Raw genomic sequence first — 21,965 nt, forward strand, 5'->3', positions numbered from 1 at the left:
TATCCTGAAATCAGCAGGCTATGCTGCTTTTCACCGCGCGGCGCGGCCCGGATCACTCTTCGCTTTCACTGGCCTCAGGCCGTGCAGGCTCGTCCACCTCTACCCGATCGATACGCTGCAGGCCACGCGGCAGCAGCGTGCCGCGACGGCCGCGCTCGGCACGGAACTTCTGCAGGTCTTCCGGTCGCAGCGTCAGCTTGCGTTTGCCGACGTGCAGCGTGATGGCGGTTTGCGGCGTCAGCAGCAGCAGCCAGGCCAGCTTGTCGTCGCCCGCCGCCGCTTCCGCCGCCGGGATTGAGACAATCTTGTTGCCCTTGCCTTTGGACAGCTGCGGCAGATCGGCCACCGGGAACATCAGCATCCTGCCTGCGGCGGTGATCGCCAGCAGCAGGTCGTCCTCGTGATGGATCGCCTGCGGCGTCATCACTTTGGCATTCTGCGGTAGCGTCAGCAGCGCTTTACCGGCACGGTTGCGCGACACCAGATCGCTGAAGGTGCAGACGAAGCCGTAGCCCGCATCCGACGCCAGCAGCAGCTTCTGATCGTCCGCCTCCATCAGTACCTGCTCCACCACCGCGCCCGGCGGCGGCGTCAGCTTGCCGGTCAACGGCTCGCCCTGCCCGCGCGCGGAAGGCAGCGTCACCGGATCGAGCGTATAGCTACGACCGGTGGAGTCGATAAAGGCCACCGGCTGGTTGCTCTTGCCGCGCGCCGCCGCGCGATAGCTGTCGCCCGCCTTATAGCTCAGGCCGCCCGGATCGATATCGTGTCCCTTGGCGCTGCGCACCCAGCCCATCTGCGACAGCACAATAGTCACCGGCTCGGACGGCACCAGCTCGTTTTCGCTGATCGCTTTGGCCTCTTCGCGCTCGCGCAGCGGCGAACGACGATCGTCGCCATAGGCTTCGCTGTCGGCCTGTAGCTCTTTTTTCAGCAGCGTATTCATTTTACGTTCTGAAGCCAGAATGCCCTGTAAACGGTCGCGCTCTTTGCCCAGCTCGTCCTGCTCGCCGCGGATCTTCATCTCTTCCAGTTTGGCAAGATGACGCAGCTTCAGTTCCAGGATCGCTTCCGCCTGGGTTTCGCTGATGCCGAAGCGCGAAACCAGCACCTGCTTCGGCTCGTCTTCGCTGCGGATAATGTGGATCACCTCATCGATATTGAGGAAGGCGACCAGCAGGCCTTCCAGAATATGCAGGCGCTTCAGCACTTTTTCCAGCCGGAAATTCAGGCGGCGACGCACGGTGTCGCGGCGATAAACCAGCCATTCGCTGATGATTTCAAGCAGGTTTTTTACCGCCGGACGGTTATCCAGCCCGATCATATTCAGGTTGATGCGATAGCTTTTTTCCAAATCGGTGGTGGCGAACAGATGGTTCATTACCTGTTCCATATCCACCCGGTTGGAGCGCGGCACAATCACCAGACGCGTCGGGCTTTCGTGATCGGACTCATCGCGCAAGTCTTCCACCATCGGCAGCTTTTTATTGCGCATCTGCGCGGCTATCTGCTCCAGCACGCGCGCGCCGGAAACCTGGTGCGGCAGCGCGGTAATAACCACGTCGCCCTCTTCTTTCTTCCACACCGCGCGCATACGCACGGAGCCACGGCCGTTCTGATAGATTTTGCGGATCTCGGCGCGCGGCGTGATGATTTCCGCTTCGGTCGGATAGTCCGGCCCCTGCACGATATCCAGCAGCTCATCGAGCGTGGTTTTCGGCGCATCGATTAGCTTGATGGCCGCGTTGGCGACTTCGCGCAGGTTGTGCGGCGGAATATCCGTCGCCATCCCCACCGCAATCCCCGTGGTGCCGTTAAGCAGGATATTCGGCAGGCGCGCGGGCAGCATTGCCGGCTCCTGCATGGTGCCGTCAAAGTTCGGCACGTAATCCACGGTGCCCTGGCCCAGCTCGCCTAACAGCAGCTCGGCATATTTTGACAGGCGTGACTCGGTGTAACGCATCGCCGCAAAGGATTTCGGATCGTCCGGCGCGCCCCAGTTTCCCTGACCGTCCACCAGCGGATAGCGGTAAGAGAAAGGCTGCGCCATCAGCACCATCGCCTCATAACAGGCGCTGTCGCCGTGCGGATGATATTTACCCAGCACGTCGCCCACGGTACGGGCCGATTTTTTAAACTTGGCGCTGTTGTTCAGGCCCAGCTCCGACATCGCGTAGACGATACGGCGCTGCACCGGCTTCAGGCCATCGCCGATATACGGAAGCGCACGATCCATGATGACGTACATGGAATAGTTGAGATAGGCCTCTTCCGTAAACTTATGCAGAGCGCGACGCTCTGCCCCATCCTGAGTCAAATCGCTCATTACTTTTTGTTCCTCACATCATGGCGTCACGGGCACGCCACATCGGGGCCGTTTGGCGGGAATAGTACCTTATCCGGGCCGCTTCTGTCACAGATAACCGTGACGGCATACGCTTTCCTGCGTGGCGTGATTATTGCTCACAGCGCAAAAGTATTGTGATCAAAAACTCATTTTTAACCCCTGCCTTCGCGCGTACACTGAGGCCAGTTTTGAATACTGGAGAAGAAGATGCGCATTTTTATTATTGACGCCGGAAAAACCTTTGCCCATTCCAAAGGCGAGCTGAACCATACGCTGACCGACGTGGCCGCGACTTACCTGCGCGAAGCCGGTCATCAGGTTGACGTTACCGTGGTGGACAACGGCTACGTGGTGGCCGACGAGATCCAAAAATATCTGGCCGCCGACACGGTTATCTATCAGATGCCGGGCTGGTGGATGGGCGAACCGTGGATCCTGAAAAAATATATCGATGAGGTCTTTACCGAAGGCCACGGCACCCTGTACGCCAGCGACGGCCGCACGCGCTCCGACGCCTCGAAGAAGTATGGTTCCGGCGGGCTGGTTCAGGGTAAAAAATATATGCTTTCCCTGACGTGGAACGCGCCGCTGGAAGCCTTTACCGATCCCGACCAGTTCTTTGAAGGCGTGGGCGTGGACGGGCTTTACCTGCACTTCCACAAGGCGAATCAGTTCCTGGGAATGGAAGCGCTGCCGACCTTTATCTGCAACGATGTGATCAAGCAGCCGGATGTCCCACGCGATATCGAGCGTTATCGGACACATCTGGGCCAGATCTTTGCTTAACTGTTAAGACCGTTCTCTTAAAAGGAAAGACCATGCTCACCGTGATTGCTGAAATTTGTGTCAGGCCCGGCCGCCGCCGTGCGGTCATGCAGGCGATTGAACAAGTAATCCCGACGGTGTTAGAGGAAGAAGGCTGCGGCAGCTACCGGATGCTGGTGGATCACCAGGCGCAGGTGCCGTGGAAACAGAACTCGCCCGACTCGGTGTTTATGGTCGAGCAGTGGGATTCCTTACGGCATCTGGAACGGCATCAGCAGGCCGCGCATATGGAGCAGCACCGCGGCCGCATTAAAGATGACGTGCTGGACGTGAGGATTTTCGTGCTGGAACCGGCGTAAAGAGTAAGAAGGGACGAACCGGGTTCGTCCCTTGAGGTTGCTGACAAACTCATCCACTGTCATCAAGTCGCGTGCGGGTCGGTGGAAAGCAGCAGAGGCAGATCGGAACACGGACACGCCGTAAACCCATCCGTGGGGGCTCGTTTCGCGCGTCCATGCGCGAAAACGGTCCGCTTATCCGCTCAGCCACTGCTGCTGCGAAGCTGCCGTTTCGCTGTAAAAAAATTCAGTCCGCACGAACCCGCTGGCTTTGTCAGCAGTCTGAAGGGACGAACCGGGTTCGCCCCCTTTTTTTGTGGCTTGCCGTCATAGCGATAGCCGCGCCGTCCGCTCTATTATCGATACCGTTCGGGGGCTGCCCGGCAAGGTCACGCCGGTGGCGATGCTTCCAGCTGCTCGCTGCTCCACTGCAGGAAATGGCTTACGCGGGGAAAGCGGGCAAAGCCGCGCGGCCAAACCAGATGATGCGCGTTCACCGGCAGGCTGCATTCGTCGCCAAACACCCTGACCAGCGTGCCGCTACGCAAATATTCTGCCGCCAGCAGCTCGCTTTCAAACACCACACCGTGCCCCAGCCTTGCCGCCTCCAGGCTCATATAAGAACGATCGAAGCGAAACAGCCAGTCTTTGGTCGGCTGCGCTAATTGCATCGCGGCAAACCACTGCGGCCACTGAATTAAAGGCGACTCGGAAAGGATTAGCGCATGATTAATTAATTCCGCCGGCGTCGCGACCGGATGCTTAATCAAATAATCGGGCGATGCTAATACCGACATTTTTTCATGGCGGATGGTTTTAACTTCCAGTGATTTCCAGTCGGGAAAGCCGTGGCGCACCGCAATATCAATATTGTCACGGCTGAAAGATAAATTTTCGTAGGAACAGGAAAGCGTGACCTGTATTGCAGGATAGCGCTCGCGGAATTTATGCAGGCGCGGCAGCAGCCAGAGCAAACCAAAACTGGGCGCGCAGTGAATGCGCAGCGCGCTGCGCGCTTTCTCATTACCGAGACGGGTGCTGGCCTGGGTCAGCCCCAGCAGCAACGGGCTGATTTCTTTCAGATAGTTTTCACCGGCCAGCGTTAACGTCATGCCTTTGGGCGAGCGGTTGAACAGCAGGCAGCCCAGCTCTTTTTCCAGTTTTGCCAGCTGATGGCTGGCAGCAGAGGCGGTAATATTCACTTCTTCCGCCGCACGCGCCACATTGCCGTAATGCGCAACTTCTTCAAAAATCCTGAGCGATTTTATCGAAGGGCAAAAATCTGCGTGTTTTTCCATGCGGCTCCTTAAATGAATTTTGTGACAGATGCCCGCTTTTTTCCGCGAGAAATGTTAACTGCATCAAATCCATCTTTCTATTCAGCATCAAATGAATTTTTTTGCATTGCCAGTTTAGCCGTAATTTCCAATTCTGAATGTGACCCTGCCGGTAGCGATACCGAACCACTAAAAAAGATTATTACGGAGTGGATTATGTTGCTGAAAAATAAAGTTGCGATTATTACGGGCGCCGCCTCTCAACGCGGTATTGGCCGTGCCACCGCCGCCTGTTTCGCCCGTCACGGCGCGCAGGTGGTGATTCTGGATCTGGATGAGAACGCGGCGCGACATGCGGCTGAAGAGCTGGGTGCCGGTCATCTGGGCCTGGCGGCCAACGTCACCGATCCCGCTGCGGTGCGCCAGGCCGTTTCCCGCGTGGTCAGCGAGTTTGGCCGCATCGACGTGCTGGTAAATAACGCAGGCATTACGCAGCCGGTAAAAACGCTGGAAATCAGCATCGAAGACTATAACCGTATCCTGGACGTCAATCTGCGCGGCACGCTGCTGATGTCACAGGCGGTGATCCCAACCATGCAGCAGCAAGGCGGCGGCAGTATTGTTTGCCTCTCTTCCGTTTCCGCCCAGCGCGGCGGCGGCATTTTCGGCGGCCCGCACTACAGCGCGGCGAAAGCGGGCGTGCTGGGCTTAACCAAAGCGATGGCGCGCGAGTTTGGCCCGGACCAGATCCGCGTCAACGCGCTGACGCCGGGCCTGATCCAGACCGATATTACCGGCGGCCTGCTGCAGGACGAGCGGCGTCACGCCATTATCGACGGCATCCCGCTTGGCCGCCTGGGCGCGGCAGACGACGTGGCTAACGCCGCGCTGTTCCTTGCCAGCGATCTCGCCAGCTACCTGACCGGCATCACGCTGGACGTTAACGGCGGCATGTTGATCCACTGATCGGCTCCTTCCAGCAGGCTTCTTTCACTCCGGGAGTGAAGAGTATGACAACGCTTAATCTCAGCGCGACGACCGTCGCGCGCGATGCGACCTATCGCAAAATCGCCTGGCGGCTGATGCCGTTTTTAATGCTTTGCTATCTTTGCGCCTATCTCGACCGGGTTAACGTCGGCTTCGCCAAGCTGCAAATGATGGACGATCTGGCCCTGAGCGAAACGGTGTACGGCCTGGGGGCGGGTATTTTCTTTATCGGCTACTTCTTTTTTGAAGTGCCCAGCAATCTCATCCTGCATCGCGTCGGCGCACGCCGCTGGATTGCCCGCATCATGATTACCTGGGGGCTGATTTCCGGCCTGTTCGCCTTTGTGGAAACGGCCTGGCAGTTTTATCTGCTGCGCTTTTTTCTCGGCGTGGCCGAAGCCGGTCTGGCGCCCGGCCTGCTGCTTTATCTCACCTACTGGTTCCCCTCGCATCGCCGCGCCCGCATGACGGTGCTGTGGTTTGTGGCGATCCCGCTTTCCGGCATGATCGGCGGCCCGCTTTCCGGCTGGATTATGGAAGCCTTCGCCGGTTTTCACGGCTGGGCAGGCTGGCAGTGGATGTTCGTACTGGAAGCGATTCCTACCATGCTGATGGGCTTTGTGGTGCTGATGGTGCTCAAGGATCGCGTTGAGCAGGCGCCCTGGCTGGACGAGAGCGAAAAGCGCATGGTGCGTGCCGATTTGGATGAGGATAATCAGCAAAAAGCGCATCACGGCACGGTGAAAGCTTTTGTGGCCGACAGGCGGCTGTGGCTGCTGGCGCTGATCTACTTTTGTGTGGTGATGGGCCAGTATGCGCTGACCTTCTGGCTGCCGACGCTGGTCAGGAATTCCGGCATCCGCGAGCCGCTGCATATTGGCCTGCTGACCAGCCTGCCCTATCTCTGCGCCATCATTTTTATGCTGATGGCGGGCCGCAGCGGCGACCGGCATCGCGAGCGGCGCTGGCATCTGATCGTGCCCATGGCGATCGGCGTGGTCGGGCTGACGCTGGCGACGTCGCTGGGTCACAGCGTACCGGCCTCGCTGTTTTTCCTCTGCGTGGCCGCCGCCGGCATCCTTTCCGCCTCTTCCCTGTTCTGGATGCTGCCGACCAACCTGCTCGGCGGCGTCTCGGCGGCGGCAGGCATTGCCGCGGTGAACTGTATCGCGAATCTGGCGGGCTTCTTTTCACCGTGGCTGATCGGTTCTATCACCACCGCCACCGGTTCGCCCGCTTCGGGCATCTACTTTATTGCTGCTGTTTTACTGCTCGGCGCGCTCTGCGTGCTGCGTATTCGCGCAGCAGACGTTAACCGTTAATCAGGAGATAAGATGAACAGCGTTTCTGCCACACTTACGCTCAAACAGCGCGCAAACAATATCCGTCGTCATGCGCTGTTAATGGGACAGGTCCAGGGTCAGGGCTATATCGGCCAGGCGTTAGGCGCTGCCGATTTGCTGGCCGTCAGCTATTTTCACGCGCTCAATTTTCGTCCTGAGGAGCCGGAATGGGAAGCGCGCGACCGTTTTTACCTTTCTATCGGCCACTACGCTATTGCGCTGTACGCCGCGCTGCTGGAAGCGGGCGTGCTGCCCGAGGCCGAGCGCGAAACCTATGGCAGCGACGAGAGCCGCCTGCCGATGTCCGGCATGGCCGCTTATACGCCCGGTATGGAGATCACCGGCGGCTCGCTTGGGCACGGCTTAGGCATTGCGGTTGGCGCGTGCCTGGGGCTGAAAAGCAAAGGCTCCGCTTCCTTTGTTTATAACCTGCTTTCCGACGGCGAGCTGAATGAAGGCTCGACCTGGGAAGCGGCGATGTCGGCCTCGCACTGGCGGCTGGATAACCTGATCGCCCTGATCGACGTCAACAATCAACAGGCCGACGGCCACAGTTCGGAAATTCTGGCGTTTGAGCCGATTGTCGATCGCTGGCGGGCCTTTGGCTGGCACGTGCAGCGCGTGGACGGCAACGATATCGCCGCACTGACCGCCGCCTTTGACGCCGCGCGCGCCTGGCCGGAACCGCAGCCGCGCGTAATTATCTGCGATACCAAAATGGGTAAAGGCGTGCCTTTCCTGGAAACGCGCGAAAAAACGCACTTTATCCGCGTGGATGCCGACGAATGGGACAAAGCCCTCACCGCGCTTGAGCAAGGGGAATAACATGACTACCGCAACAAAGAAACGCCTGACCACGTCCGCTATGATCGCCTCCATCGCCGCAGAAGGTCAGCCCGTGCAGTCGGCCCCTTTCGGCCATGCGCTGGTAGAGCTGGCGCGCCAGCGCACTGATATCGTTGGCTTAACGGCCGATCTGAGCAAATACACCGATCTGCATCTGTTTGCCGAAGCCTTCCCGGAACGCTTTTTTCAGATGGGCATGGCGGAGCAGCTGTTGATGAGCGCCGCAGCGGGCATGGCGCGGGAAGGCTTTACGCCTTTTGTCACCACCTATGCGGTGTTTGCCTCGCGCCGCGCCTACGATTTTATCTGTATGGCGATAGCGGAAGAGAACCTGAACGTCAAAATCGCCTGCGCGCTGCCTGGCCTGACCACCGGCTACGGGCCGAGCCATCAGGCGACCGAGGATTTGGCTATTTTTCGCGGGATGCCGAATCTGACCATTATCGATCCCTGCGACGCGCTGGAAATCAGCCAGGCGGTGCCCGCCATAGCCGAGCATAGCGGCCCGGTCTATATGCGCCTGCTGCGCGGCAAAGTGCCGCTGGTGCTGGATAAATATGGCTATCAGTATCGCCACGGCAAGGCGCAACGGCTGCGCAGCGGCAAACATGCGGTGATTATCAGCAGCGGGCTGATGACCATGCGCGCGCTGGAAGCTGCAGAAGCGCTGGAGAAAAGAGGCATCGAGGTTGGCGTGGTGCATTCGCCGATGATCAAGCCGCTGGACGAGGCCACCATCCTGCGCGAGGCGGGCGAAGCGGTGAACGAGAACCGGCTGGTGATCACGGCGGAAAACCACTCCATTACCGGCGGGCTGGGCGAAGCGATAGCGGCGACGCTGATGCGGCACGGCGTGACGCCGCAATTCAGACAGATTGCCCTGCCGGACGCTTTTCTGGCGGCGGGCGCACTGCCGACGCTGCACGATCGCTACGGTATTTCGACGGCGGCGATGGTTACGCAGATTACAAGCTGGCTGGAAGGGTAACGGAAAGCCCCGAAGCGTTGCGCTTCGGGGCCGAGTTCAGGCAGGATTAAACCTCGATTTCCGCCATATGGCCTTTTTCCTGCAGCCAGTTGCGGCGATCTTCCGAGCGTTTCTTCGCCAGCAGCATATCCATCACCGCCAGCGTCTGTTCCACGTCGTCGTCGTCAATGGTCAGCTGCACCAGGCGACGGGTATTGGGATCCAGCGTGGTTTCACGCAGCTGTAGCGGGTTCATCTCGCCCAGGCCTTTAAAGCGCTGCACGCCCGGCTTGCCCTTTTTACGCTTCAGCTGATCCAGAATGCCCGCTTTCTCTTCCTCATCCAGCGCGTAGTAAACCTCTTTACCCAAATCGATGCGGTAAAGCGGCGGCATCGCCACGTAGACGTGCCCGTTTTTCACCAGCGTGCGGAAGTGCTTCACGAAAAGCGCACAAAGCAGCGTAGCGATATGCAGACCGTCGGAGTCCGCATCGGCCAGGATACAGACTTTGCCGTAGCGCAGCTGGCTCATATCTTCGCTGTCGGGATCGATACCGATAGCGACGGAAATATCATGTACTTCCTGCGATGCCAGCACCTCGTCCGAAGAGACTTCCCAGGTGTTGAGGATCTTGCCTTTCAGCGGCATGATCGCCTGGTATTCACGATCGCGCGCCTGCTTGGCCGATCCGCCTGCGGAGTCCCCTTCCACCAGGAAGAGTTCCGTGCGGTTCAGATCCTGCGCGCTACAGTCCGCCAGCTTGCCGGGCAGCGCCGGGCCGCTGGTGAGCTTTTTACGCACCACCTTTTTCGCCGCACGCATCCGGCGCTGGGCGCTGGAAATCGCCAGCTCGGCCAGCATTTCCGCCGCCTGCACGTTCTGGTTCAGCCACAGGCTGAAGGCATCTTTCACCACGCCAGAGACGAAGGCCGCGCACTGGCGGGAAGAGAGTCGCTCTTTGGTCTGACCGGCAAACTGCGGATCCTGCATTTTCACCGACAGCACGTAGGCGCAGCGATCCCAGATATCTTCCGCCGACAGCTTCACGCCGCGCGGCAGAATATTGCGGTATTCGCAGAACTCGCGCATCGCATCCAGCAGGCCCTGACGCAGGCCGTTGACGTGCGTGCCGCCCTGCATGGTCGGGATCAGGTTGACGTAGCTTTCCGTCAGCAGCTCGCCGCCTTCCGGCAGCCACAGCAGCGCCCAGTCCACCGCTTCGATATCGCCGGCAAAAGAGCCGACAAAAGGTTTTTCCGGCAGCGTCGGCAGGCCGTTAACCGCTTCCGCCAGATAGTCCGTCAGGCCGTCGGCGTAGCACCAACTTTGCTCGGTATTGTTCACTTTGTCTTTAAAGACGATTTCCACGCCCGGACAAAGCACCGCTTTCGCCTTCAGCAGATGGCTGAGGCGCGATACCGAAAAGCGCGGGCTGTCGAAGAACGACGGGTCCGGCCAGAAGCGTACGCGCGTACCGGTGTTGCGTTTGCCGACCGTGCCGGTGACGTGCAGATCCTGCACTTTGTCGCCGTTTTCAAACGCCATTTCATACACTTCGGCATTACGGCGCACGGTGACTTCCACGCGCGTCGACAGCGCGTTTACCACCGAGATGCCCACGCCGTGCAGGCCGCCGGAAAACTGGTAGTTCTTGTTAGAAAATTTGCCGCCCGCATGCAGGCGACAGAAGATCAGTTCAACGGCCGGTACGCCTTCTTCGGGATGGATATCGACCGGCATACCGCGACCGTCGTCAATCACTTCCAGCGACTGATCGGCGTGCAGGATCACTTCGACGCGTTTGGCATGGCCCGCCAGCGCTTCATCCACGCTGTTGTCGATCACTTCCTGACCTAAATGGTTAGGACGCGACGTATCGGTATACATGCCCGGACGGCGGCGAACGGGTTCAAGGCCGCTGAGTACCTCAATGGAATCAGCGTTATAGCTGGACTGAGTCATTGTATCAATCTTGATGGCTGTAAATGAGTGAGCCCCACGTCCCGCTTCAGGCAGCGAGGCCTAAAAAGTCCAGGATCGGGGAGAAATGGCGTTCGAATCCGATAAAAGCATGATTTCCGCCCTCTTCAACCGTCTGACGGCAGGCGCTGTAGTAGCCTACAGCCTGGCGGTAATCGAGCACTTCATCGCCCGTTTGCTGCAGCAGCCAGAGCAAATCCGGCGACTCTAACGGGTCAATCTGCATCACTTTCAGATCGTAAATGTGGCGTGACTCTAACACATATTGCTGCCCGGTGTACGGGTTCTGATTCAGACCCAAATAATCCACCAACAGCTCAAAAGGCCGCACCGCAGGATTGACCACCACCGCTGGCAGCATGAAGCATTGCGAGAGCCACGTCGCATAGTAGCCGCCCAGCGACGAGCCGACGATCCCCACGGCTTCGCCCGATAATCCCATGATCAGGCTTTCCAGCATCAGCGCCGCGTCCGCCGGGTAAGGCGGCAGCTGCGGCACAATAACCTGGATTTCCGGATGCCGCGTGGCCAGCCACTGCCGGAACTGCGTCGCTTTAGCCGACTGCGGCGAGCTGTTGAAACCGTGCAGGTAGATCAGCGTGGCCATCTCAGTATCCTTCGGAGTCGGGATCGGGGCTGAAGGCGCGCGTCGTCAGGCGCTCAACGCGGGTTTCCACCCGGCCATCCGCATACAGATCCAGCCAGCGCCAGCCCGGCGCTTCGGAATCGATAGTAAAGTTGGTGCAGTGCGGTCGGAACTGCACGCAGGTCGACGGCGTCGCCAGCAGGCGGCGTCCGTTCCAGTTCAAATCCAGATCCTGATGAATATGCCCGCAGAGCAGCGTCGACGCCAGTGGATAGCGCTGCAGCACGGCCTCCAGCATATGCGAATTGCGCAGGCTGTGCTGATCGAGCCAGGTGCAGCCCGACGGCAGCGGATGGTGATGCAGCAGCACCAGCGTATGGCGCTCCTGCGCCTTCGCCAGCGCTTTGTCCAGCCATTCCAGCTGATAGTCGCTCAGCTCGCCGTGCGGCACGCCGAAAACCTGGCTGTCCAGCAACACGATCTGCCACTCCTCGCCCAGCAGTACATGCTTTTCGTCAGCGATTTTCGCTTCGGCCAGCGTGTTGAACATCGCAGGCTGAAAATCGTGGTTGCCCGGCAGCCAGACGCACGGCGCGGGCAGACGCGCGATGCCCTCAGCGAAATGCTGATAGGCTTCCACGCTGTGATCCTGCGCCAGATCGCCGGTCGCGACGATCAGATCGAACGGCTCTTCACAGGCGGAAATCGCCTGCAGCACCGCATCGAAACTGGCCCAGGTGTTCACGCCCAGCAGCGTTTCATGTTTACCGGCGAAAAGATGGGTGTCCGTTATCTGTAATACCCTTGCCCGACCATTCGCCACAGGAAGTTTTAACAGGCTATCCAATCACAATCCTTAGGGTTAATGCCGTCGCGGCAGAGGCTCACCACACCGGAACGGCCATTGCGCCATGCGCTAAACAGTAGCGCAGCCAGTCTGCAAGAAACTGGTTTATCTGATGCTTTTCGTCACGCTGATGCAGCTTTTTATTCGGATAATCATAGCGCGCTTTGAAGCGATAGATCTGCTGTGTCGAACACACTTCCGCCACCATTGCGTCATGGTAGAGCCGCACGGACATGGCGGGCAGGCTCCAGTAGCTGACGGCGGGCGCGGTCTGTTTGATTTCCACCAGCGTAGTGTAACGCGTCGATTCCTGGATAGTCACCGTATAACTTGCATCGTTGACCTGCCAGGTGACTGACTCGCCCGCCCGATCTTCTTTCGGCAGCAGCCGACGCAGCTGCGCGAAATTGGTCTCGCACAGCCGCATCATTTCAGGGAAATCAGGCACGTAGCGCTTTATCATTCGTTTTTCCACTCGTCTCTTAGTTTTTTATGATGCAGCTCCAGCCATTGCAAAGCGATGACGGAGGCCGCGTTGTCTATTTTCCCCTCTTCCACCCAGCGGTAAGCCTGTTCGCGGCTGACCACATGCACAAGAATATCCTCATTCTCTTCCTCCAGACCGTGGTTTCCCTGCGCCACGCTGGCATCCACTTCGCCTACCAGAATCTCCAGCCGCTCGCTGGTGCCGCCGGGGCTGGCTAAGTAGCTGAGCACCGGCTTCACGCGGGCGGGTTTGATCCCGGCTTCTTCTACCGCTTCGCGCCGGACAACGTCTTCCGGCGTTTCGCCCGGCTCTATAATACCGGCCACCAATTCTAACAGCCAGGGCGTCGGGCTGCTGTCAAAAGCGGGAATGCGGATTTGTTCAATCAATACCACCCGATCGCTCACCGGATCGTAAGGCAGCAGGACGGCGGCATGGCCGCGCTCAAAAACCTCTCTGGTGACTTCTTTACTCATGCCGCCGTTAAACAGCCGATGGCGAAAGCGATAACGAGTGAGTGAAAAAAAACCTTTATAACACGGCTCACGTGCAATAATTTCTACATCGTTTTTTGTGAAAGTCACCGGGTATTTTTTGTCGCTGCTCACGGTTTACGCTCCTGTAAGGGTGGTGGCGAAAGCGGGAAAAGAGTGCTGAAATCCGCCCAGAGTGTAGTTCTTAATGATTAAATTGAGTAAATTGTGGCAACATGGCACTTTCAGCCAACTTATCTCTTTCATTTACTCTGGTAGAATCGGCGATAATTTTTTTGGCTTACGACAGCGCTACCATAGCAATATTGCTGCATAACAAGGAATGCAAATGAAGAAACTGCTCCCTTTACTTATCGGCCTGGGCCTGGGCGGCTTCAGCGTCGCCAGCCAGGCGGAAAACCTGTTGCAGATCTACCAGCAGGCCCGGTTGTCTAACCCCGATCTTCGCAGTTCTGCAGCCGATCGCGATGCCGCGTTTGAGAAAATCAACGAAGCGCGCAGCCCTTTACTGCCTCAGTTAGGTTTGGGTGCGGATTATACCTACAGCAACGGCTATCGCGACAGCAGCGGTCTGCACAGCACCACGACCAGCGGCACGCTGCAGCTGACGCAAACCATTTTCGATATGTCGAAATGGCGCGCGCTGACGCTGCAGGAAAAAACGGCAGGCGTACAGGATGTTACCTACCAGGTCGCACAGCAGAATCTGATCCTCAACACCGCTACCGCTTATTTTAACGTATTAAACGCCATCGACACGCTTTCTTATACCGAAGCGCAGAAACAGTCGATCTACCGTCAGCTGGATCAAACCACGCAGCGTTTTAACGTCGGCCTGGTGGCGATTACGGATGTGCAAAACGCCCGTGCGCAGTACGACAGCGTGCTGGCCAACGAAGTGACGGCCCGCAACAATCTGGATAATAATCTGGAAACGCTGCGTCAGGTCACGGGCAACTACTATCTGAGCCTGGCTTCGCTGAACGTCGACAGCTTCCAGACGGAAAAACCGCAGCCGGTCAACGCGCTGCTGAAGGAAGCCGAAAGCCGCAACCTTAGCCTGCTTTCCGCTCGTCTGAACCAGGATCTGGCGCGCGAGCAGATCCGCCTGTCGGAAACCGGCCATATGCCAACGCTGGATCTGACTGCGCAAAGCGGCCTGTCGAACAACAAATATGGCGGCAGCCGCGCCAACAGCGCAGCCTATCAAGACAGCATCAGCGGCAACAACCAGGTGGGCCTGAGCTTCACGCTGCCGTTGTATAGCGGCGGCTCGGTCACCTCGCAGGTGAAACAGTCGCAGTACGCTTTTGTTTCCGCCAGCGAGCAGCTCGAAAGCGCACACCGTACCGCGGTACAGACCGTGCGTTCATCCTTTAACAACGTGAATGCGTCCATCAGCAGCATCAATGCTTACAAGCAGGCCGTGGTTTCGGCGCAAAGCTCGCTGGATGCAATGGAAGCGGGTTATCAGGTAGGTACGCGCACCATCGTTGACGTGCTGGATGCGACCACCACATTATATAACGCCAAGCAGCAGCTTTCCAACGCGCGCTACAGCTACATGATCAACGAGCTGAATATTAAATCGGCTCTGGGTACGCTGAACGAGCAGGATCTGCAGATGCTGAACAGCCGCCTGGGTAAAGAAGTCCCAACTTCACCAGAAGCGGTAGCGCCAGAAAACACTCAGCAGGATGCAGCGGCAAACGGCGCGCAAACGGCGGCCTCGCCTGCCGTGCAGCGTGCTGCGGCACCGGCGGCGGCTCAGGCTTCCGCGCCGGCCAGCGGTAATCCGTTCCGCCATTAAGCATTTTGGGGCAGCCTGGCTGCCCCTTTTACTTTCAAACGTATAGCTAAGTAAAGATCCCCTTCACATTGCCGCTCGTTGCTTCAATTTCCACCGCCGTTCCCCTATTCTAAGCATTACCTTTGGGCTCAGGACAGAATGTCATGAAACGGACAAAAAAAATTAATCATGCCTCCTTTCGCAAAAGCTGGAGCGCACGCCACCTCACTCCGGTAGCGCTGGCGGTAACCGCCGTATTTATGCTGGCCGGTTGCGAACAATCGGACGAAACCGTCTCGCTTTATCAAAATGCGGACGACTGCTCCAGCGCCAATCCTGGCAAAAGCGAACAGTGCACCACGGCCTACAACAACGCCAAAAAAGAGGCGGAAAAAACCGCGCCGAAATACGCGACTCGTGAAGACTGCGTGGCGGAGTTTGGCGAAGGCCAGTGCCAGCAGGCGCCCGCGCAGGCTGGCGTCGGCACCACCAACGCCGAATCCCAGCAGAGCGGCAGCTTCTGGATGCCGCTGATGGCCGGTTATATGATGGGTCGCCTGATGGGCGGGGGCGCAGGCTTTGCCCAGCAGCCGCTGTTTACCTCGCGCTCGCCAAACAGCCCGGCCAGAGGCCAGTTTGTTGACGCCAGCGGAAAAAGCTTTGGCACCGCGACGCCGGGCCGCACCATGACCGTGCCGAAAACCGCGCTGGCGCCGAAACCGGCCACCACCAGCACCGTGACGCGCGGCGGCTTTGGCGAAAGCGTGGCGAAGCAGTCCACTATGCAGCGCAGCAGCGCAACGTCCGGCTCCAGCCGGTCTTTCGGAGGTTAAGCGTGCAGCGTCTGGCGATTGCAGAACGTCCCAACTGGCGTGAAAAAGCCACCGAATATGGCTTTCGCTTCCACACCATGCACGGCGAGCCTTACTGGTGCGAGGACGCTTATTATCAGTTTACGCTGGCGCAAATCGAGAAGCTGGAGGCGGTGACCGCCGAGCTGCATCAGATGTGCCTGCAGGTGGTGGACAAAGTGGTCAACAGCGAGGAGCTGCTGGCGAAATTCCGCATCCCGAAACATACCTGGGATTTTGTTCGCACCTCGTGGAAAACCAGCCAGCCTTCGCTCTACTCCCGGCTGGATCTGGCCTGGGATGGGCAGACGGATGCCAAACTGCTGGAAAACAACGCCGACACGCCGACCTCCTTGTACGAAGCCGCTTTCTTTCAGTGGATCTGGCTGGAAGATCAGCTTAGCGCTGGCAATCTGCCGGCCGGTAGCGATCAGTTCAACAGCCTGCAGGAGAAGCTGATCGACCGCTTTGCGGCGCTGCATCAGCAGCACGGCTTTAGCTGGCTGCACTTTGCCTGCTGCCGCGATACGGATGAAGATCGCGGCACCGTGCAGTATCTTCAGGATTGCGCGACGGAGGCAGGGCTACCAAGCGAGTTCCTCTATATCGACGAAATCGGCCTGGGCGAAAAAGGCCAGTTTACCGACGTGCATGACCAGGTAATCGGCAACCTTTTCAAGCTTTATCCCTGGGAGTTCATGCTGCGCGAGACGTTTTCCACCAAGCTGGCCGATGCCGGCGTGCGCTGGCTGGAGCCGGCGTGGAAAAGCATTATTTCCAATAAGGCGCTGCTGCCGATGCTGTGGAAAATGTTTCCCAATCATCCTAATCTGCTGCCCGCTTATTTTGCAGAAGATAACGTGCCGGCGATGGATAAATATGTGGTCAAACCGCTGTTTTCACGCGAGGGCGCTAACATCCGCATCGTGGAAAACGGCAAAGAGATTGCCCGCGTGGACGGCCCTTATGGCGAAGAAGGCATGATCGTGCAGCAGTTCCATCCGCTGCCGAAGTTTGGCGACAGCTATACGCTGATCGGCAGCTGGCTGATTGACGATCAACCAGCCGGTATTGGCCTGCGCGAAGATCGTGACCTGATCACCCAGGATCTCTCCCGATTCTACCCGCATACCTTTATCGAATAGGTTCTGGCGGATCTTATCCTACCCGTACCGAAAGCATACTGATTGCTGCCATTTCCAGCCCGTCTGCGGGCACGGAAATGGTTTCGCCCGGCTCCCGCGCGCCCAGAACGTAAAGCAGCGGCAGATAATGCTCCGGCGTTGGGTTAGCAAGCGCCGCACCCTCATGCTGCATAAAATTAACCAGTGGATGATCTTCCACTGGCCCTTCCCACGCCAGATGCTCACGCACGTAGTGATTAAATGAGACAGCCCAGCCGTGCGGTTTCGCACTGTCGTCCCGGCTTGCCATCCGCAGGTTATGCACCACGTTGCCGCTGGCGACAATCATATAGCCGCGTTCGCGCAGCGCGGTCAGCCTGCGGCCCAGCGCAAAGTGGTAAGCGGCGGGTTTGGTGCCGTCCACGCTAAGCTGCACCACCGGGATATCGGCCTGCGGATACATTTTTATCAGCACGCCCCAGGCGCCGTGATCCAGCCCCCACGCCTGATCCTGCACCACCTCGACCGGTGCCAGCGCGTCCGCTATTTCTTTCGCCAGCGCAGGCGAACCGGGCGCAGGGTAACGGGTATCAAACAGCGCCTGCGGGAAACCGCCAAAATCGTGGATGGTGCGCGGCTTTTCCATCGCGGTCACCGCCGTTCCGCGCGTATACCAATGGGCGGAGACAGCAATAATTCCCTTCGGACGCGGCAAGTTCTGCCCCAGCTCGCGCCAGCTTTGCGTATAGGCATTTTCTTCCAGCACGTTCATCGGGCTGCCGTGGCCCAGAAAAAGCGCGGGCATCAGTGATTTCATAACTCTCTCCGGACATTAAAGCGATAACGAATACGTTACGCTCTTTTTAGCGCCGGGAAAGCCGGATAAGCATGATGAAGATCGTCAGGAATTTTGATGGATCGGAAATGACATTTCCTGACGTTACGCGTACTTTTTCTCTGCTAATGTATAGCAAAGGCTATACTTTTTCGGGAACAGGAGAGACGTTCATGTCCATACCTTTACTGCTGACTCTGCTGGCCGGCGGCGCCACTTTTATCGGGGCCTTCCTGGGCGTTATCGGCCAAAAGCCGTCGGCGCGAGCGCTGGCTTTTGCGCTGGGCTTTGCCGCCGGTATTATGCTGTTGATTTCGCTGATGGAGATGCTGCCCGCCGCGCTGAAGGCGGAGGGGATGTCGCCGCTGTTGGGCTATGGCATGTTTATCGTCGGCCTGCTCGGTTATTTTGCGCTGGACAAGCTGTTGCCGCACCACCATCCCCAGGATCTGATGGGCGGTAAATCGCCGCAGAATCTACGTCGTACCGCGCTGCTGCTGACGCTTGGCATCAGCCTGCACAATTTCCCGGAAGGTATCGCAACCTTTGTGACCGCCAGCAGCGATCTGGAGCTGGGGATGGGCATTGCGCTGGCGGTAGCCATTCATAATATTCCCGAAGGGCTGGCCGTCGCCGGGCCGATGTACGCCGCAACAGGATCGAAAAAGAAGGCGCTGTTCTGGGCAGGGATTTCCGGCATGGCGGAGATCGCCGGCGGCCTTATAGCTTTCATGCTGATGGGGCCATGGCTGTCACCGCTGGTAATGGGCGCGGTTATGGCCGCCGTCGCCGGGATCATGGTGGCGCTGTCCGTTGACGAACTGATGCCGCTGGCGCGCGATATCGCGCCGGATGTGAATCCCAGCTATGGCGTACTCTGCGGTATGACGGTAATGGGGCTGAGCCTGACGCTGTTGGAAAGCGCCGGCCTGAGCTAAAGATGAACGGTGAGGCAAATTTTGCCTCACGTGGAAACCAGCGCCCATTGGGCCAGTTATGCCAAAAGCAGTCGCTATCGGGCCAGGCGGGGGCTGTCAGGCCAGTGGAACGGAGAAGCGGATGCGCAAAAAACCGCAGCGCGAAAACTCTCGCGCCGCGCGCCTGCACGACGTTAGCTATGCGTACAGAAGCGCGGCAATGCGCTTAGCTTGCCTGACGCGTTTCACGGCTGCGGCGATAAGCGACCAGATCTTCAATGGTCACCACCGGCATCGCGTGCTGTTTCGCAAAGGCGATGGCTTCAGGCGCATGGGCCATCGTGCCGTCGTCGTTGGTCAGCTCGCACAGTACGCCTGCAGGTTTGAAACCGGCCAGCGTCACTAAATCAATAGAGGCTTCGGTATGGCCGCCGCGCGTCAGCACGCCGCCTTCACGAGCGCGGAGAGGAAACACGTGGCCCGGGCGGTGCAGATCGCTTGGTTTAGCATTATCGGCCACGGCCGCACGAATGGTGGTGATGCGATCCGCAGCGGAAACACCGGTGGTCACGCCTTTCGCCGCCTCAATGGTAACGGTAAAGCCGGTGCCAAAAGAGCTGGTGTTGTTCTCTACCATCATCGGCAGTTCCAGCTGGCGGAGACGTTCTTCGTTCAGGCACAGGCAGACAATGCCGCTGCCGTGACGAATGGTCAGCGCCATTTGTTCGACGGTCATGGTTTCTGCGGCGAAAATCATATCGCCTTCGTTTTCACGATCTTCATCATCCAGCACCATGACGCCACGGCCATTGCGCAGCGCGTCGATAGCGCGTTCCACACGCTGTTCAGGCGTGCCAAATTCAGAAAGAAGCGTCTGATTCATGGTAAATAATCCTTTGTGTAATATGGGTTACCAGAACCAGGGCGAGCTTAGGAGTGTCTTGCAGCGACAAAAAATAACGGCGTGGCGGGCGTAGACCCGACAGGATACGTTACTCTCTCCCATCCGGACTTTAACCGTCGGCCCCGGAATTACACCGGATCTGCTGACCTTCAGACCAGGAAGATCTGAAGCGCTCGCGGGCTTTCAGCCGTAGCCGATTTACCGCCGGTGGGGAATTTCGCCCCGCCCTGAGAATAAGCCTGATTACTATAGCGCCGAAAAAAAAGCAGGGCAACGAACAAAATAAGCAAATCGTTAGCCATTTTGCCGCTTTCACGTTTTTGGGTTTAACCTTTGTGGTTATGGCATTACACTTAACGAAACTTTGCCGCTATCAGGAAGCCGCCATGATTGACCCGAAAAAAATTGAACAACTTGCTCGTCAGGTTCATGACTCTATGCCAAAAGGGATCCGTGAGTTTGGCGATGATGTCGAAAAGAAAATCCGCCAGACCCTGCAGTCACAGCTGACCCGGCTGGACCTGGTTAACCGCGAAGAATTTGACGTGCAGACGCAGGTGCTGCTGCGTACCCGTGAAAAGCTGGCCGCGCTGGAAGCCCGTATCGCCGAGCTGGAAAGCCGTGGCGTGGATGCGCCGAAAGCGGATATGCCGAAAGAAGTGCTGAAAACGGAAGATATGCAGTAACGCCGAAGGCGAAACCGTTTAAAAAAAGGCGCCGTGTTCAACCGGCGCCTTTTGTCGTTTAAGGGCGGGCCTTTTTTGCCCGCGTCCTCATCAGCTTTTCGCCTGAATGGCCTTGATGATATTGCTGGTGGAGATCCCATCTTCAAAGTTCAGCACGCGCACTTCGCCGCCGTTTGCCCACACCTCTTTGCTGCCCGCGATCTCTTCCGGCTTGTAATCGCCGCCTTTTACCAGCAGATCAGGCAGGATATCGGCAATAACCCGCTGCGGCGTATCTTCTTCAAAGGCCACCACCCAGTCGACCGCTTCCAGCGCGCCCAGCACGATCATCCGGTTTTCCAGCGGATTGACCGGACGACTCTCGCCTTTCAGCCGTTTGGTGGATGCATCGCTGTTGACCGCGACAATCAGGCGATCGCCAAGCTTGCGCGCGTTGGCCAGATAGGAGACGTGGCCGGCATGAAGAATATCGAAGCAGCCGTTGGTCATCACCACTTTCTCGCCGCGACGACGCGCCAGCGCCACCGCCTCTTTCAGCTGCGCCTCGCTCATCACGCCGAAACCGGCCTCGGGCCGTGCGCGAATGGCGTTTTCCAGCTCGACTGGCGAAACCGTTGACGTTCCCAGCTTGCCCACCACCACGCCTGCGGCGGCGTTAGCCAGGAAGCAGCTCTCTTCCAGCGTATTGCCTGCGGCCAGCGCGGCGGCCAGTACGCCGATCACCGTATCGCCCGCGCCGGTCACGTCATAGACTTCCTGCGCCTGGGTTGGCAGATGCACCGGCTCTTTGCCCGGCTGCAACAGCGTCATGCCGTTTTCAGAACGCGTCACCAGCAGCGCCGACAGCTCGAACTGCTGCATCAGCGCCATGCCGCGCTCGACAATCTCCGCTTCGTCTTTGCACTTGCCGACGACGGCTTCAAATTCGGAAAGGTTTGGCGTCAGGATGGTCGCACCGCGATAGCGCTCGAAATCGGTCCCTTTCGGATCGACCAGCACCGGTACCTTCGCCTCGCGGGCGATGGCAATAATGCTTTCCACGCTGTCCAGCGCGCCTTTGGCGTAATCGGAAAGCACCAGCGCGCCTGCGGACGGCAGCGCCTCGCGGATCCGCTGATGCAGCGGCTCAACGTCGATCCCCCCAAAACCTTCTTCAAAATCCAGACGGATCAGCTGCTGGTTGCGCGACAGCACGCGCAGCTTGGTGATGGTAGGATGCGTGGCGACGGTAACAAAATCACACTGCACGTTAACGCCGGTGAGCGCGTCGTTCAGCGCGCGCGCCGCATCATCCACGCCAGTCAGGCCGACCAGACGGGAACTGGCGCCGAGCGAAGCGATATTCATCGCCACGTTGGCCGCCCCGCCGGGACGCTCCTCCACGTTGTCCACCTTAACCACCGGCACCGGCGCTTCAGGGGAAATACGGCTGGTTGGGCCATACCAGTAGCGATCCAGCATCACGTCGCCAACAACCAGAACACCCGCACGGTTAAAATCGGGCAGCGTCATTTTCATTCCAGATACTCCAGGCTGCAGTCAGTCAAAAAATAGTGCGCGCGATGATAGCACATGCCGTCAATTGCGCCCATTG

Annotated in this window: 21 protein-coding genes and 1 riboswitch; of the genes, 11 read left to right on the forward strand and 10 right to left on the reverse strand. The window is 58.4% G+C overall.

Features of this window, described 5'->3' with window-relative positions:
- Positions 1-52: 52 nt before the first annotated feature.
- Positions 53-2,326 carry a DNA topoisomerase IV subunit A gene (gene parC, locus AB6T85_RS17330; RefSeq protein ID WP_369896265.1) on the reverse strand — a complete coding sequence of 758 codons (2,274 nt, stop codon included), beginning with the start codon at positions 2,324-2,326 and terminating at the stop codon, positions 53-55.
- Positions 2,327-2,554: 228 nt separating this feature from the next.
- On the opposite strand from parC, the gene AB6T85_RS17335 reads away from it, so the two are divergent.
- Both AB6T85_RS17335 and AB6T85_RS17340 read left to right on the forward strand, forming a co-directional pair.
- Complete coding sequence (locus AB6T85_RS17335; protein ID WP_125287216.1) at positions 2,555-3,133, forward strand: NAD(P)H-dependent oxidoreductase; 579 nt, start codon at positions 2,555-2,557, stop codon at positions 3,131-3,133.
- A 32-nt stretch (positions 3,134-3,165) separates the two neighbouring features.
- Complete coding sequence (locus tag AB6T85_RS17340; protein ID WP_253458253.1) at positions 3,166-3,471, forward strand: putative quinol monooxygenase; 306 nt, start codon at positions 3,166-3,168, stop codon at positions 3,469-3,471.
- A 368-nt stretch (positions 3,472-3,839) separates the two neighbouring features.
- On the opposite strand, the gene AB6T85_RS17345 is transcribed toward AB6T85_RS17340, so the two are convergent.
- Complete coding sequence (locus AB6T85_RS17345) at positions 3,840-4,748, reverse strand: LysR substrate-binding domain-containing protein (RefSeq protein ID WP_253458250.1); 909 nt, start codon at positions 4,746-4,748, stop codon at positions 3,840-3,842.
- 195 nt (positions 4,749-4,943) lie between these two features.
- Here AB6T85_RS17345 and AB6T85_RS17350 point away from each other — a divergent pair, with 195 nt between their 5' ends.
- The 4 genes from AB6T85_RS17350 to AB6T85_RS17365 are packed head-to-tail and all read left to right on the forward strand — an operon-like array spanning position 4,944 to position 8,891.
- On the forward strand, positions 4,944-5,693 hold the full coding sequence (locus tag AB6T85_RS17350; RefSeq protein ID WP_253458248.1) for an SDR family NAD(P)-dependent oxidoreductase: 750 nt from the start codon (positions 4,944-4,946) through the stop codon (positions 5,691-5,693).
- A 44-nt stretch (positions 5,694-5,737) separates the two neighbouring features.
- Positions 5,738-7,036, forward strand: a complete 1,299-nt coding sequence (locus AB6T85_RS17355; RefSeq protein WP_369896266.1) for an MFS transporter — start codon at positions 5,738-5,740, stop codon at positions 7,034-7,036.
- A 12-nt stretch (positions 7,037-7,048) separates the two neighbouring features.
- Positions 7,049-7,882 carry a transketolase gene (locus tag AB6T85_RS17360; RefSeq protein WP_369896267.1) on the forward strand — a complete coding sequence of 278 codons (834 nt, stop codon included), beginning with the start codon at positions 7,049-7,051 and terminating at the stop codon, positions 7,880-7,882.
- A gap of 1 nt (position 7,883) precedes the next feature.
- A complete protein-coding gene (locus AB6T85_RS17365) occupies positions 7,884-8,891 on the forward strand; it encodes a transketolase family protein (RefSeq protein ID WP_253458239.1) in 1,008 nt (335 codons plus the stop codon).
- A 46-nt stretch (positions 8,892-8,937) separates the two neighbouring features.
- Here the strand turns inward: AB6T85_RS17365 and parE are convergent, their stop codons facing one another.
- From parE to nudF, 5 genes are read right to left on the reverse strand one after another with little or no spacing between them, the layout of a single operon-like run.
- Positions 8,938-10,833: a DNA topoisomerase IV subunit B gene (gene parE / locus AB6T85_RS17370; RefSeq protein ID WP_253458236.1), complete on the reverse strand. Its 1,896-nt coding sequence runs from the start codon at positions 10,831-10,833 to the stop codon at positions 8,938-8,940.
- Between the two features lie 46 nt (positions 10,834-10,879).
- Positions 10,880-11,458, reverse strand: a complete 579-nt coding sequence (gene yqiA / locus AB6T85_RS17375; protein ID WP_125287208.1) for an esterase YqiA — start codon at positions 11,456-11,458, stop codon at positions 10,880-10,882.
- 1 nt (position 11,459) lies between these two features.
- Positions 11,460-12,284 carry a 3',5'-cyclic-AMP phosphodiesterase gene (gene cpdA / locus AB6T85_RS17380; protein WP_369896268.1) on the reverse strand — a complete coding sequence of 275 codons (825 nt, stop codon included), beginning with the start codon at positions 12,282-12,284 and terminating at the stop codon, positions 11,460-11,462.
- A 37-nt stretch (positions 12,285-12,321) separates the two neighbouring features.
- Entirely contained in the window at positions 12,322-12,747 is a 426-nt protein-coding gene (locus tag AB6T85_RS17385; RefSeq protein ID WP_253458229.1) for a DUF1249 family protein, read from the reverse strand.
- On the reverse strand, positions 12,744-13,379 hold the full coding sequence (gene nudF, locus AB6T85_RS17390; protein WP_253458226.1) for an ADP-ribose diphosphatase: 636 nt from the start codon (positions 13,377-13,379) through the stop codon (positions 12,744-12,746). Before nudF ends, AB6T85_RS17385 begins: the two co-directional genes overlap by 4 nt.
- Before the next feature lie 214 nt (positions 13,380-13,593).
- On the opposite strand from nudF, the gene tolC reads away from it, so the two are divergent.
- From tolC to AB6T85_RS17405, 3 genes are all read left to right on the forward strand, one after another.
- On the forward strand, positions 13,594-15,075 hold the full coding sequence (tolC, locus tag AB6T85_RS17395; RefSeq protein WP_253458223.1) for an outer membrane channel protein TolC: 1,482 nt from the start codon (positions 13,594-13,596) through the stop codon (positions 15,073-15,075).
- A 143-nt stretch (positions 15,076-15,218) separates the two neighbouring features.
- Positions 15,219-15,887, forward strand: coding sequence for a DUF1190 family protein (locus AB6T85_RS17400; protein WP_253458220.1), 669 nt, complete (start codon positions 15,219-15,221; stop codon positions 15,885-15,887).
- A 2-nt stretch (positions 15,888-15,889) separates the two neighbouring features.
- Complete coding sequence (locus AB6T85_RS17405; protein ID WP_301250635.1) at positions 15,890-17,050, forward strand: glutathionylspermidine synthase family protein; 1,161 nt, start codon at positions 15,890-15,892, stop codon at positions 17,048-17,050.
- A 13-nt stretch (positions 17,051-17,063) separates the two neighbouring features.
- On the opposite strand, the gene ygiD is transcribed toward AB6T85_RS17405, so the two are convergent.
- Positions 17,064-17,846, reverse strand: a complete 783-nt coding sequence (ygiD, locus tag AB6T85_RS17410; RefSeq protein WP_253458212.1) for a 4,5-DOPA-extradiol-dioxygenase — start codon at positions 17,844-17,846, stop codon at positions 17,064-17,066.
- Positions 17,847-18,037: 191 nt separating this feature from the next.
- Between ygiD and zupT the strand changes: the two genes are divergently transcribed.
- The gene (gene zupT / locus AB6T85_RS17415; protein ID WP_253458209.1) at positions 18,038-18,802 is read left to right on the forward strand and encodes a zinc transporter ZupT; all 765 of its coding nucleotides are present in this window, start codon (positions 18,038-18,040) and stop codon (positions 18,800-18,802) included.
- A 205-nt stretch (positions 18,803-19,007) separates the two neighbouring features.
- On the opposite strand, the gene ribB is transcribed toward zupT, so the two are convergent.
- Positions 19,008-19,664, reverse strand: a complete 657-nt coding sequence (ribB, locus tag AB6T85_RS17420; protein WP_253458206.1) for a 3,4-dihydroxy-2-butanone-4-phosphate synthase — start codon at positions 19,662-19,664, stop codon at positions 19,008-19,010.
- 107 nt (positions 19,665-19,771) lie between these two features.
- Positions 19,772-19,924, reverse strand: a riboswitch (FMN riboswitch).
- A gap of 147 nt (positions 19,925-20,071) precedes the next feature.
- On the opposite strand from ribB, the gene ubiK reads away from it, so the two are divergent.
- Positions 20,072-20,371, forward strand: a complete 300-nt coding sequence (gene ubiK / locus AB6T85_RS17425) for a ubiquinone biosynthesis accessory factor UbiK (protein WP_253458205.1) — start codon at positions 20,072-20,074, stop codon at positions 20,369-20,371.
- Between the two features lie 90 nt (positions 20,372-20,461).
- On the opposite strand, the gene hldE is transcribed toward ubiK, so the two are convergent.
- A complete protein-coding gene (gene hldE, locus AB6T85_RS17430) occupies positions 20,462-21,889 on the reverse strand; it encodes a bifunctional D-glycero-beta-D-manno-heptose-7-phosphate kinase/D-glycero-beta-D-manno-heptose 1-phosphate adenylyltransferase HldE (protein WP_253458203.1) in 1,428 nt (475 codons plus the stop codon).
- Between the last annotated feature and the right edge of the window lie 76 nt (positions 21,890-21,965).

It is taken from the genome of Erwinia aeris (genome assembly GCF_041224955.1).
GTDB classification, from domain to species: domain Bacteria; phylum Pseudomonadota; class Gammaproteobacteria; order Enterobacterales; family Enterobacteriaceae; genus Erwinia; species Erwinia aeris.

Bases quoted from the DNA above. Each gene is read 5' to 3' on its own strand.
- parC (WP_369896265.1), bottom strand. From the start codon at position 2,326: ATGAGCGATTTGACTCAGGATGGGGCAGAGCGTCGCGCTCTGCATAAG.
- AB6T85_RS17335 (WP_125287216.1), top strand. From the start codon at position 2,555: ATGCGCATTTTTATTATTGACGCCGGAAAAACCTTTGCCCATTCCAAA.
- AB6T85_RS17340 (WP_253458253.1), top strand. From the start codon at position 3,166: ATGCTCACCGTGATTGCTGAAATTTGTGTCAGGCCCGGCCGCCGCCGT.
- AB6T85_RS17345 (WP_253458250.1), bottom strand. From the start codon at position 4,748: ATGGAAAAACACGCAGATTTTTGCCCTTCGATAAAATCGCTCAGGATT.
- AB6T85_RS17350 (WP_253458248.1), top strand. From the start codon at position 4,944: ATGTTGCTGAAAAATAAAGTTGCGATTATTACGGGCGCCGCCTCTCAA.
- AB6T85_RS17355 (WP_369896266.1), top strand. From the start codon at position 5,738: ATGACAACGCTTAATCTCAGCGCGACGACCGTCGCGCGCGATGCGACC.
- AB6T85_RS17360 (WP_369896267.1), top strand. From the start codon at position 7,049: ATGAACAGCGTTTCTGCCACACTTACGCTCAAACAGCGCGCAAACAAT.
- AB6T85_RS17365 (WP_253458239.1), top strand. From the start codon at position 7,884: ATGACTACCGCAACAAAGAAACGCCTGACCACGTCCGCTATGATCGCC.
- parE (WP_253458236.1), bottom strand. From the start codon at position 10,833: ATGACTCAGTCCAGCTATAACGCTGATTCCATTGAGGTACTCAGCGGC.
- yqiA (WP_125287208.1), bottom strand. From the start codon at position 11,458: ATGGCCACGCTGATCTACCTGCACGGTTTCAACAGCTCGCCGCAGTCG.
- AB6T85_RS17385 (WP_253458229.1), bottom strand. From the start codon at position 12,747: ATGATAAAGCGCTACGTGCCTGATTTCCCTGAAATGATGCGGCTGTGC.
- tolC (WP_253458223.1), top strand. From the start codon at position 13,594: ATGAAGAAACTGCTCCCTTTACTTATCGGCCTGGGCCTGGGCGGCTTC.
- AB6T85_RS17400 (WP_253458220.1), top strand. From the start codon at position 15,219: ATGAAACGGACAAAAAAAATTAATCATGCCTCCTTTCGCAAAAGCTGG.
- ygiD (WP_253458212.1), bottom strand. From the start codon at position 17,846: ATGAAATCACTGATGCCCGCGCTTTTTCTGGGCCACGGCAGCCCGATG.
- zupT (WP_253458209.1), top strand. From the start codon at position 18,038: ATGTCCATACCTTTACTGCTGACTCTGCTGGCCGGCGGCGCCACTTTT.
- ribB (WP_253458206.1), bottom strand. From the start codon at position 19,664: ATGAATCAGACGCTTCTTTCTGAATTTGGCACGCCTGAACAGCGTGTG.
- ubiK (WP_253458205.1), top strand. From the start codon at position 20,072: ATGATTGACCCGAAAAAAATTGAACAACTTGCTCGTCAGGTTCATGAC.
- hldE (WP_253458203.1), bottom strand. From the start codon at position 21,889: ATGAAAATGACGCTGCCCGATTTTAACCGTGCGGGTGTTCTGGTTGTT.